Raw genomic sequence first — 11,015 nt, forward strand, 5'->3', positions numbered from 1 at the left:
AGGATGGCGACAGTCGAGGCAGGCACGGACGCGGTCGGCAGCGCCGTTCAAAAGGCGGGCTCCTACCGCTGGGTCATTGTCGGGCTGCTGTTTGCGGCCACCGCGATCAACTATGTCGACCGCCAGATGATCGGCGTACTGAAGCCGACGTTGCAGGCCGAACTCGGCTGGTCCGAGAGCGATTTCGCGGGAATCGTCTTCTGGTTTCAGGCGGCCTATGCCGTGGGCTATATCGGCTTCGGCCGCATCGTCGACCGGGTCGGCGCGCGGATCGGCTATTCGGTCGCTTTCATCATCTGGACGGCTGCGCACATGATGCACGGTGCCGTCCACACTGTGACCCAGTTCGCGCTGGCCCGGGTCGCGCTGGGACTCGGCGAATCGGGCAATTTTCCCGCCGGGATCAAGGCCGTGACCGAATGGTTCCCGGCCAAGGAACGCGCCTTTGCCGTCGGGCTTTTCAACGCCGGGGCAAATGTCGGCGCGATCATCACGCCACTGGTCGTCCCCGCGCTGACGCTGGCCTATGGCTGGCGCACCGCCTTTGTCGTGACCGGGGCGGTCAGCGTGATCTGGCTGGTTGCATGGTTCGCGATCTACCGGCGTCCGCGCGAGCAGAAACGCGTGTCCGCCGCCGAACTCGCCTGGATCGAAAGCGATCCCGCCGACCCGTCGGTGCCGCTGCCCTGGTCGCAGCTCGTCCGGGTCAGGGAAACCTGGGCCTATGCGCTCGGCAAATTCTGCATCGACCCGATCTGGTGGTTCTTCCTGTTCTGGCTGCCGGGCTATCTCGGCACGCGCTACCACCTCGATCTCAAGACGTTCGGCCCGCCGTTGGTTGCCATTTATGTGCTGTCCGACGTCGGCAGCATCGCGGGCGGCTGGGCCTCGTCGCGGATGATGAAGGCAGGCAAGACGGTCAATTACGCGCGCAAGATGACGATGCTGATCTGCGCCTTTGCCGTCACGCCGATTTTCTTCGCGCAATCCTATGACAATCTGTGGGTCGCGGTGCTCGTCATCGGCATTGCCACGGCGGCGCATCAGGCGTTTTCGGCAAACCTCTACACGCTGCCGTCCGATCTGTTTCCGCGGGCCGCGGTCGGGTCGGTCGTCGGGATCGGGGGCACGGTGGGTGCCGTGGGCGGGATGATTTTCTCGCTCTATGTCGGGCAGATCCTCGAACGCATCGGCAGCTACACGCCGATCTTCATCGTGGCAGGGAGCGCTTATTTCGTGGCGCTTGCGATCGTCCACATGCTCAGCCCGCGCCTCGCCCCGGTGACCGAGGCCGCCTGACCGCATCCCTAGGGCGATAACTGGCGTTCGTTCCGGCGCGCGCCGATAGCCTTGGCGGAGCCGCCCCGCTATGGGCAGCGCACTTCAGGAGTTTCCCGATATGCGCCAGATCACCCATTTCATCGGCGGCAGTGCCGTCACATCGGCAACCGCCGCAAAGGCCGACGTCTTCGACCCCTGCATCGGACAGGTGCAGGCGCAGGTCGAACTCGGCACCGCCGCGACTGTCGACGCCGCCGTCGCCAATGCGCTTGCCGCGCAACCCGCCTGGGCGGCGACCAACCCCCAGCGCCGCGCCCGGGTCATGTTCCGCTTCAAGGAACTGATCGAGGCGAACATGGACGAGCTGGCGCATCTGCTCTCGTCCGAACACGGCAAGGTCATTGCCGACTCGAAGGGCGATATCCAGCGCGGCCTCGAAGTCGTCGAGTTCGCCTGCGGCATTCCGCACCTGCTGAAGGGCGAATACAGCCAGGGCGCGGGGCCGGGCATCGACGTCTATTCGATGCGCCAGCCAATCGGGATTGCGGCGGGGATCTCGCCGTTCAACTTCCCCGCGATGATCCCGCTGTGGATGAGCGCGGTCGCCATCGCTTGCGGCAACGCCTTCCTGCTGAAACCAAGCGAGCGCGATCCTTCGGTCCCTGTCCGCCTCGCCGAACTCGCGCTGGAGGCGGGGCTACCTGCGGGCATCCTCAACGTCGTCCATGGCGACAAGACCGTCGTCGACGCGATCCTCGATCATAAGGATATCAAGGCGGTCAGCTTCGTCGGCTCGTCCGACATCGCCCAATATGTCTATCAACGCGGTGCCGGCGCCGGCAAGCGCATGCAGTGCATGGGCGGCGCGAAGAACCATGGCATCATCATGCCCGATGCCGACATGGACCAGACTGTCGCCGATATCGTGGGGGCCGCCTATGGGTCGGCCGGCGAGCGTTGCATGGCATTGCCCGTCGTCGTTCCTGTCGGCGAAGCGACGGCGGTGGAATTCCGCAAGCGCATGCTCGTCGAGATCGGCAAGCTGCGCGTCGGCGTCTCGACCGATCCCGACGCCCATTACGGCCCCGTCGTCGGCGCGGCGCACAAAGCGCGGATCGAAGGCTATATCCAGATGGCGGTCGATGAAGGCGCCGAACTCGTCGTCGACGGGCGCGGATTCGCGTTGCAGGGCTATGAGGACGGCTATTTCCTCGCCCCCACCCTGCTCGACCATGTGACGCCCGACATGCAGAGCTACAGGGAAGAAATCTTCGGGCCCGTCCTGCAAATCATGCGCGCCGAAACGCTCGAGGAAGCACTCCAGCACCCGACCAACCACCAGTACGGCAACGGCGTCGCGATCTTCACCCGCAACGGCCCTGCCGCACGCGAATTCGCCGCGCAGGTGGAGGTCGGCATGGTCGGCATCAACGTGCCGATCCCCGTCCCCGTCGCCTATCACAGCTTCGGTGGGTGGAAACGCTCGGGCTTCGGCGACCTCGACCAGTACGGCATGGACGGCGTGCGCTTCTATACCCGCACCAAGAAAGTCACGCAGCGCTGGCCGACCGGCGGCGCGGTTCAGGACCAGAGCTTCGTCATCCCGACAATGGGGTAGATTCGGGCGCTACTTCCAGCCCGCCGCCCGCGCGCGCGCTTCGGTAGCCGCGTCGAGCGGATCGCCAGCCATCATCTCCTGTGCGGCAGCCAGCAGCGCCGCGTCGCCCGAAGCTGCCTGCCGGTAAGCCGCATCCTGCGGCATCGCCGGGGCGCGGGTCTGGCGCAACTGCCAGCTCCCGCCGTTCCGACAGGCGATCCCGTCGAGCGCAGGTGCGGCGAACACCCGGCAATAACCGCCGCCCTGCGCGCGGAAGCTGGCCAGGATGCGCGTCTCCCCCGCCGCCGAGGCGAGCTGGGTATCGAGCGACTTCGCCAGCGTGCCCGACGCAACCAGCGTACTTCCCTGCGCGCTAACCGGACCTTCCGCGCCCGGCCATTGCGTGCCGAGCGCAATCCCCGCGACGAGCGACGCCGCCACCGCCAGTCCGCCCAGCCAACGGCGCCGCGAGGGCGCGGCAACGGGGCGCGGCGCGAACGGCACGACATTCGTGTCCAGCATCGCGGCCAGACGGTCGGGTACGGGTGCCGCGAGGATCGGCGCAAACGCCGTGTCGAGCCGCTGCCGCAAGGCGCGATGCGCCTCGACCGCCGCCGCCAGCGCCGGATCGTCCGCCATCGCGCGTTCGACACGCTTCGCTTCTAACGGACCCAGTTCGCCATCGGCATAGGCCATCAGCATCTCGTCATCGATCGGTTCGGAGGACGTCATGCCGCTTCTTCCAGTTGCGCCATCAGCGCCTGCCGTCCGCGCACCAGTCGCGAAGTCAGCGTACCCATCGGCACATCCAGCACCGCCGCCGCTTCCTTGTACGCCAACCCCTCGACCAGCACGAGCGCCACCGCTTCGCGCTGCTCGTCGGGCAGCGCGTTCATGGCGGCGGCGATGTCGCGACCCAGCACGCCCGCCTCGACCGTCGCGGCATCGTCGCCCACGACTGTCGCGCCTGCTTCCTCCGCAACGAATGTTTCCGCAGCCCGCCGCCGCGTCCGCGTCGTGTCGATCCAGCTATTTCGCATGATCCGGTACATCCAGCTGTCCATCCGTGTTCCCGACACCCATTGCACGCGGGCGTTCAAAGCCTTTTCCACCGTCACCTGGCAGAGATCGTCGGCATCGGCGGCGTTGCGCGACAGCGACTGCGCGAAGCGGCGCAATCGCGGCAACAGGGCCAGCAGCTCGGTCTCGAACGTCGGCAAAGGCGAAAAATAGTCCTTGTTCGTGGATGAAACGGACGGGAGTGGGCGTTTCATCCCTGTCATGGCATATTTTATCCGATGAAAACCACTGGCATCCTGATGGCGGGGCTTTGCGCGCTGATCTCAGGGGCAGCAGGGGCACAGTTGCTGCCGTCGCTTCCCGGTACCGGCGACGTGCTGCGGCCCGTCGATCGCATGATCGACCGCACGGTCGAGACCGGCACGCGGACGGTGCGCGACCTCGCGGACGCACGCCTGTCGCGCATCGCGGCACTGGTCCGCGCCAATCCGGGCCGGATCGCGCTCGACCCCGACGGCTATCCCGCGCGCAGCGGCGAGCTGGTGATGGGCGATGTCGATGACGCGCTGCTGGCGGCAGCAACGGCCAAAGGGTTCGCCGTCATCGAACGCAGTGAGACATTGGGGGTCGGCTATACGCGGCTGGCCGTGCCGAAGGGGCTTACCTTCAAATCTGCAATCCGCCTGTTGAAGGCGCTGGGGGCAAAGGACGTCTCCGCCGATCAACTCTATGCCGGGAGCGGCGCGGTGGACACCGCACCTCCCCCCGCGTCGGGCAATGGCCCACGCATCGGGATCATCGACGGTGGCGTCGTCGGATCGACCGCCACCCAGCGTGGGTTCGCCAGCGGCGCACCGCGCGCGAGCCGACATGGTACCGCTATCGCCTCGCTGATCGCCGGATCGGGCCGCGTTCGCGGCGCGGCCCCGGGCGCGCGATTGTTCGTGGCGGATGTCTATGGCAGCGATCCGGCGGGCGGCAATGCGACCGCCATTGTCAAGGCGCTCGGCTGGCTGGTCGGCGAGCGTATCCCCGTCGTCACGATCAGCCTGGTCGGCCCGCCCAACCCCTTGCTCGGGCGAGTCATTGCCGCCGCCCAGATGCGCGGGACGATCGTCGTGGCCGCCGTCGGCAATGACGGCGCAGCCTCGCCGCCGAGCTACCCCGCCTCCTACCCCGGCGTCGTCGCCGTGACCGCGACCGACGGTCGCAAGCGTATCCTGATCGAGGCCGGCCGCGCGACGCACCTCGACTATGCCGCGCCGGGTGCCGACATGCTCGCCACCGACGAACGCGGCAATGCGTCAGTCGTGCGCGGCACGTCTTTCGCCGCACCGCTCGTCGCCGCGACGATTGCCCGCAGTTATACGACCCCGGACCCTGCCCGCCGCGCCGCTGCGCTGGCTGGTGTCGATGCCGCAGCCGAACGCCTCGGCCCGCGGTACGGACGCGGCCTCGTTTGCGGGCCGTGCCGGACGCCGCCAAAATAAATTTCTCCGCGGCCTGGATTAAACCGCCCGCCGCATCCGTTTGCCCCTTGAACAGGCAATTTCAAGGAGAACGACGATGACCAAATTCCTGATCGGTGCCGCCGTTATCGCGCTCGCGTCGACAGCACCTGCAGCCGCACAGATCCTCGGCGGTGGCGGCCTCGGCGGCGGACTGGGCGGCGTCGGCGGTTCGGTCGGCGGCACAGTCGGCGGCATGGTCGATACGACCCGGACCGCGACCACGGCCACCGACCGTGCCCGCGACGCCGCGCGGCAGGCCGAGCAATCCGCCCGCCGCGCCGAGCGTCAGGCCGAACGCCAGCGCGTCCGCGACCAGAAAGCCGGACTTACCGGATCGGCGGCAGTCGACGGCATGGTGAGCCGCGACAAGGGCGTACTCTCCGCACAAGGCAGCGCGAACGGCCAAGCGATGCTCGACGCGCCCAATTTGCGGACCCGGGGCATCGCCGCCGCCTCGGCGCGCGGCCTGCGCCGGGTCGCCCAGACCTCGACCGGCGTTCCCGTCTTCGTCCGGGCACAGGCCCTGCCCGCCCCCGTGGTGATCGCGGCGCCGGTGGTCACGACCTATCCGGTCTACGATCGCAGCGTCTATTACGGCGGCCCCGATGTCGTGTTCCTGTCGTCGGCGCAGGTCGGCCCGTATATGGATCGCCAGTACGGCGACCTGCGCCGCGACATGCAGGGGACCGGGGCCACCGTGGTGCGGCGCGGGCGCGACCTGGTCGTGCAGCTACCCGCGGACGTGACCTTTGCGTTCGACAAGTCGGATATCCAGCCGCGCTTCTACGGCACGCTTAACGCGCTCGCGCGTTCGCTCGACAGCTACCGCGCAACCGATGTCGAGATCGTCGGCCACACCGATGCGATCGGGTCGGAGGACTATAATCTGGCGCTTTCCGAACGGCGCGGGCGCAGCGTGGCCGATTTCCTCGTCAACCGTTCGGCAGAACCGTCGCGGCTGGTGGTGGAAGCGATGGGCGAATCGGAACCGGTGGCAACCAATGCCACCATTGCCGGACGCGCCGCCAACCGCCGCGTCGAGATCGTCCTCCACCCGCGCGAGGGTTGAGCGGCAAGTCCGCTTCTATTCCTCCCCGGCGCTACGCTGGGGAGGAATGACACGTCCAGCACCTGAAGATCGATTTCGTCGGGTTGCCTCGTTCTTCGAGCGTTAGCCCCGGTTACATCAACCCTGCCGCTTGCTCGCCATTCCGATGCTCGTCTCCTGAAAGCTATTCTGTCCAAATTTGGGTGGATTACCCACAAGCCTTCTCGTTCTGCTAGCCGGAACCGTAACAATCGGTTTCCGGCGGGTGCGTCTGCCGGATTTCACAGGGTGCCCGGGGGAAAGCTATATGCCATTCAACACACGCCAGCCCTCGCTGACCATCAACACGACGATCACGATCGCCGGCACCTACTCCAATCCATATGATGTTTTCCGTGGCTTTGGCATTGGCTTCCTGCGGTTCTGGGGGTTCGCCGCCAACCATAGTGGCACCGTGGATACCAACGGCGCGCTGCAGGGGCTCAATGTTTACGGCGCAAACGACGCGCTATTCAGCCTGATCGGAAGAACTTTTGGCAGCTTGGGCAACGATTATTTCGCCTTGCCCAATCTCGATGATCGCGCGGCCATTTCCCCCCCATCCAACCCGTTAGGTGTCGGCCAGACCCGCGGTGCGGCATCGGCATCGCTGGTGCAATCCATGCTGCCGGTGGCGCTTGGCGGCACGGGTACCGCGCTGCCGACGGCCGAACCGGCGCAGACCATCGCCTATGGCATTATTACGCGAGGAACGTCGACAGCCCCCATTGTCGGTTTTGCCGGGCAGATCCTGGCCTCTGCCTACGCTTTTGATTTCTTCCACGACGGCGTTCTCCGGTGCGACGGGTCTTTGCGGCTCATCTCTGACTTTCCGGAGCTGTTCGCCGCCATCGGCACGACCTATGGTGGCGATGGCGTGACCAATTTCGCTTTGCCCGATCTGCGCGGGCGGGTGCCGGTCGGCGCGGGCAATGGCATTGCGCTCGGCGGGCAGTTCGGCAGCGACCAGATCGCGCTGACGGCGGCGAACCTGCCTGTCGAAATGGGCGGCAGCGCGACCCCGATCAGCAATTACGGCCCGTCGCTTGGCATCAATTTTCTGGTGGCGACCCTCGGACTATTCCCGGACACCGACGGAACCGGCAGATCGCCGCCCGATGGTTTGATAGATAGTTCGACAGTCGGCGAAATCATCCTGTTCGCGGGCAGCACCGTGCCGCTGGGCTATGCGCTGGCCAATGGGCAATTGCTGTCCAGAAGCACGTACCCGCAGTTGAATTTCCTGTTTGGCAACACTTACGGCAGTGGCGACGCTGCCAATTTTGCCTTGCCCGATTTGCGCGGCCGGGCGGCAATCGACGAGACGGCAACATCGCCGGTCGGCACCGTCAGCGGCTCGGCGACCACGGTGCTGACGATGGCCGATATCCCCGCGCTGAACCTGGTCGGTACCGCGGGCGACGACACCTATTATGGCGGCAACCTTGCCGACACGATCAGCGGCGGGCTCGGCGCGGACCATTTGTTCGGCAACGGCGGCGTCGACACTATCGACGGCGGCGGCGGTGACGATGTCATCGATGGCGGCACCGGCGCGGACATGTTGACCGGCGGCAAGGGCGACGACGTATATTTCATCGACAATGTCGGCGACACGGTCACCGAGCTGACGGGCGAAGGCACGGACGAACTCCGCACCACGCTCGCCAGCACTGTCCTGCCCGCCAATTTCGAAAAGCTGGTTTATGTGGGCAGCGGTAGCGGTACGCTCGACACCGGCACCGGGGCCACCGGCGCAATCGCGCTGACCGGCGGCAGCGGCGACGACCGGTTCATCGTGCGCCCCGGTGCCTCTACCGCTACCGTGGCGGGTGGCGCGGGCGCGGACACGCTCGACCTGTCGGCGTTCGCCACGACGCTTACGCTCGACACCGATACCGTAACGGTCCAGACCATCGGCAGCGTCCTGCCCTTTACCGGGATTGAGGCGTTCGTGCTGGGCAGCGGCAACGATGTCGCGCGACTGGGCGGCGGCAACTTCACAGTCGCCGGGGGCCTGGGCGACGATATTTATTACGACAGGGACGGCAACGATGCGATCGTCGAGCAGTCGGGCGAGGGCAATGATACGATCTATGCCGGCACCGACTATCTGCTGCCCGCCAATGTCGAGAACCTGATCTACACCGGCACAGGCAGCGCGGTGCTGACCGGCAATGCCGTCAACAACACCCTCGATACCGGCACCCTTGCCACAGCCCCCGTCACACTGAGCGGCGGCGACGGCGACGATATGCTGGTGGTCCGCGCGGGCAGTTTCGGCGTAAACATCATCGGCGGCGCGGGCGTGGACACGCTGATGATCGAACGTGCGCTGGCGATCATCCCCGACGATATCGAGAATATCACTTACATCGGTACGAGTAATGCGACACTGGTCGGCAACCGCTTCGACAATGTCATTACCGGCGGCGGCGGCGACGACCTGATCCACAGTGGCGGGGGCAGTGACACGCTGATCGGCGGCGGCGGCAACGACAGCTTTTATTTCGGGGCAAGTTTCGACGGGACCGACAAGGTCGATGGCGGGGCGGGCGCGCTCGATTCCATCGTCCTGCAGGGCAGTTATTCGTTCGGCATGACCTTTGGCACGCAAGCGACGGTGGGGATCGAGCTGATCGCGCTGCTGCCGGGCAGCGACACCCGTTTTGCGGATCTGGGTGGAGCGAGCACCAGTTACAATCTCACCCTGGTCGATGCCAATATCACCGCGGGGGCCACGCTGACCTTTCAGGCGAGCACGCTGCGCCCGGGGGAGAATTTCTTCCTCGACGCGTCGGCGGAGAGCGATGGGCGGATATTCACCTATGGCGGCTTCGGTGTGGAGACCATCACTGGCGGGGCCGGCGACGATGCCTTTTACTTCGGTGAAGGGCGTTTTTCGGCGCAGGACCGGCTCGATGGCCGCGGGGGGATGGACTCGGTCGCGTTGCAGGGCAATTTCGCAGGGGCCAATGCCGTCAGTTTTGGGCCGAACCAGCTGACCAGCATCGAAACCATCGCGCTGCTCCCAAGCGCGGATAGCCGCTATGGCAATTATGCCTCTAGCCTCAGCTATGACATCACGACTGACGACGCCAATGTCGCGGTGGGGCAGACCCTGTCGGTATTCGGCGGCAATCTGGGCGTGGGGGAGAGTTTCACCTTCAACGGGTCGGCGGAAACCGATGGCAGCTTCCGGGTCTATGGCGGTCTCGGCACGGACAGCTTTACCGGCGGAGCGGGCAACGACGGGTTTTACTTCGGCCCCGGCAAATGGGGTGCAGGCGATACGGTGACCGGCGGCGGCGGCACGAACGACCAGCTCGCGCTCGACGGCGATTTTACGATCTCGATCGGAGCGAATGCCGATGTCGAAACATTGTCCCTGCTGCCCGGACCGGGCGGGACGCCGAACAATTTCAACATCACGCTGACCGATGTGTGGACGGCGGCAGGCGCAACCAAGACGGTCTGGGGCGCACAGGTATCGACCGCGATGACGATAGACGGGTCGGCGGAATCGAACGGCCGACTGGTCTTCTTCGGGGGACAGGGAGCCGATACGTTGACCGGTGGTGCGGGTGCCGATGCAATTTCGGGCGGCGGTGGCGGTGACGCGCTGAAGGGCGGCGCGGGTGCAGACATCTTCCGCTACGACAGCCTGACCGATTCATTCGGCACGACCGACGCGACGCGCGACCGCATTCTGGACTTTACCGCAGGCGACAGGATCGACCTCTCGCGGATCGACGCGATCACCGGCGGTACCGACGACGCCTTCAGCTTCATCGGCAATGCGGCCTTCGGCAATATCGCCGGGCAATTGCGCTTCACCGATGTCGGCGGCGGCGTCTTCAACATCGAAGGCGATGTAAACGGCGACGGCATTGCCGACTTCGCGCTGCTGGTGACGGCGGGACCGGGGTATGTCTTCGCGGGCACCGACTTCGTGCTCTAGTAAATCTGATTGGAATTGGTGGAGCCTAGCGGGATCGAACCGCTGACCTCCACACTGCCAGTGTGGCGCTCTCCCAGCTGAGCTAAGGCCCCAATTCCAGAGGCGCGCGCCTATGCAATAACGCGCGCCCTTGCAAGCAGTTTACCAGCGAATCGCCTAGACGTCGTCGTCGCCCTGTCCGGTATCGACGCCCAGATCGTCGTCGCCGCCCAGATCGACCTCATCGTCGGGCGACTTCTCGGCGTCCTCGTCGACCACATCCAGATCGATGTCCGCAACCTCGAGATCGGCATCGTCCTTCTCGGCGTCCTTCTTGGGCGCATCGAACGGCAACGGCTGTTTCGACTTCAGCACGGGTTCGGGAATCCACTGGTTGCCGCAGCTGATGCAGACGACCGGATCTTCCTTGGTCAGATCGTAAAAGCGCGTGCCGCATTTCGGGCAAGTGCGCTTCGTGCCCCATTCAGGCTTTACCATCGGTTTTCGATGCTCCGGAAAATTTGGTTTCGTGCTGGCGACAGAGAGCCGCACCGACGTAAGGCGGGCGCCCTTGCCATA

Annotated in this window: 8 protein-coding genes and 1 tRNA gene; 5 read left to right on the plus strand and 4 right to left on the minus strand. The window is 65.6% G+C overall.

What is annotated here, in order from left to right; translation table 11 throughout:
* The first annotated feature begins 3 nt into the window (after positions 1 to 3).
* Positions 4 to 1,299: an MFS transporter gene (locus M0209_RS08455; protein ID WP_258887844.1), complete on the plus strand. Its 1,296-nt coding sequence runs from the start codon at positions 4 to 6 to the stop codon at positions 1,297 to 1,299.
* Between the two features lie 100 nt (positions 1,300 to 1,399).
* Positions 1,400 to 2,899 carry a CoA-acylating methylmalonate-semialdehyde dehydrogenase gene (locus tag M0209_RS08460; RefSeq protein ID WP_258889600.1) on the plus strand — a complete coding sequence of 500 codons (1,500 nt, stop codon included), beginning with the start codon at positions 1,400 to 1,402 and terminating at the stop codon, positions 2,897 to 2,899.
* Positions 2,900 to 2,908: 9 nt separating this feature from the next.
* Here the strand turns inward: M0209_RS08460 and M0209_RS08465 are convergent, their stop codons facing one another.
* Positions 2,909 to 3,610, minus strand: coding sequence for an anti-sigma factor (locus tag M0209_RS08465; RefSeq protein WP_258887845.1), 702 nt, complete (start codon positions 3,608 to 3,610; stop codon positions 2,909 to 2,911).
* The gene (locus M0209_RS08470; protein WP_258887846.1) at positions 3,607 to 4,152 is read right to left on the minus strand and encodes an RNA polymerase sigma factor; all 546 of its coding nucleotides are present in this window, start codon (positions 4,150 to 4,152) and stop codon (positions 3,607 to 3,609) included. Before M0209_RS08470 ends, M0209_RS08465 begins: the two co-directional genes overlap by 4 nt.
* A 24-nt stretch (positions 4,153 to 4,176) precedes the next feature.
* On the opposite strand from M0209_RS08470, the gene M0209_RS08475 reads away from it, so the two are divergent.
* The 3 genes from M0209_RS08475 (at position 4,177) to M0209_RS08485 (ending at position 10,457) form a co-directional block, all read left to right on the plus strand.
* Entirely contained in the window at positions 4,177 to 5,388 is a 1,212-nt protein-coding gene (locus tag M0209_RS08475) for a S8 family serine peptidase (RefSeq protein WP_258887847.1), read from the plus strand.
* Positions 5,389 to 5,464: 76 nt separating this feature from the next.
* A complete protein-coding gene (locus tag M0209_RS08480; RefSeq protein ID WP_258887848.1) occupies positions 5,465 to 6,478 on the plus strand; it encodes an OmpA family protein in 1,014 nt (337 codons plus the stop codon).
* Between the two features lie 286 nt (positions 6,479 to 6,764).
* On the plus strand, positions 6,765 to 10,457 hold the full coding sequence (locus M0209_RS08485) for a tail fiber protein (RefSeq protein ID WP_258887849.1): 3,693 nt from the start codon (positions 6,765 to 6,767) through the stop codon (positions 10,455 to 10,457).
* A gap of 16 nt (positions 10,458 to 10,473) precedes the next feature.
* Here M0209_RS08485 and M0209_RS08490 read toward each other — a convergent pair.
* Both M0209_RS08490 and M0209_RS08495 read right to left on the minus strand, forming a co-directional pair.
* Positions 10,474 to 10,549, minus strand: a tRNA-Ala gene (locus M0209_RS08490).
* A gap of 64 nt (positions 10,550 to 10,613) precedes the next feature.
* On the minus strand, positions 10,614 to 10,934 hold the full coding sequence (locus M0209_RS08495) for a TIGR02300 family protein (RefSeq protein WP_258887850.1): 321 nt from the start codon (positions 10,932 to 10,934) through the stop codon (positions 10,614 to 10,616).
* Between the last annotated feature and the right edge of the window lie 81 nt (positions 10,935 to 11,015).

It is taken from the genome of Sphingomonas sp. SUN039 (genome assembly GCF_024758725.1).
Classification (GTDB): domain Bacteria; phylum Pseudomonadota; class Alphaproteobacteria; order Sphingomonadales; family Sphingomonadaceae; genus Sphingomonas_O.

Coding starts and splice junctions, on each gene's coding strand:
- M0209_RS08455 (WP_258887844.1), top strand. CDS start 4: ATGGCGACAGTCGAGGCAGGCACGGACGCGGTCGGCAGCGCCGTTCAA.
- M0209_RS08460 (WP_258889600.1), top strand. CDS start 1,400: ATGCGCCAGATCACCCATTTCATCGGCGGCAGTGCCGTCACATCGGCA.
- M0209_RS08465 (WP_258887845.1), bottom strand. CDS start 3,610: ATGACGTCCTCCGAACCGATCGATGACGAGATGCTGATGGCCTATGCC.
- M0209_RS08470 (WP_258887846.1), bottom strand. CDS start 4,152: ATGAAACGCCCACTCCCGTCCGTTTCATCCACGAACAAGGACTATTTT.
- M0209_RS08475 (WP_258887847.1), top strand. CDS start 4,177: ATGAAAACCACTGGCATCCTGATGGCGGGGCTTTGCGCGCTGATCTCA.
- M0209_RS08480 (WP_258887848.1), top strand. CDS start 5,465: ATGACCAAATTCCTGATCGGTGCCGCCGTTATCGCGCTCGCGTCGACA.
- M0209_RS08485 (WP_258887849.1), top strand. CDS start 6,765: ATGCCATTCAACACACGCCAGCCCTCGCTGACCATCAACACGACGATC.
- M0209_RS08495 (WP_258887850.1), bottom strand. CDS start 10,934: ATGGTAAAGCCTGAATGGGGCACGAAGCGCACTTGCCCGAAATGCGGC.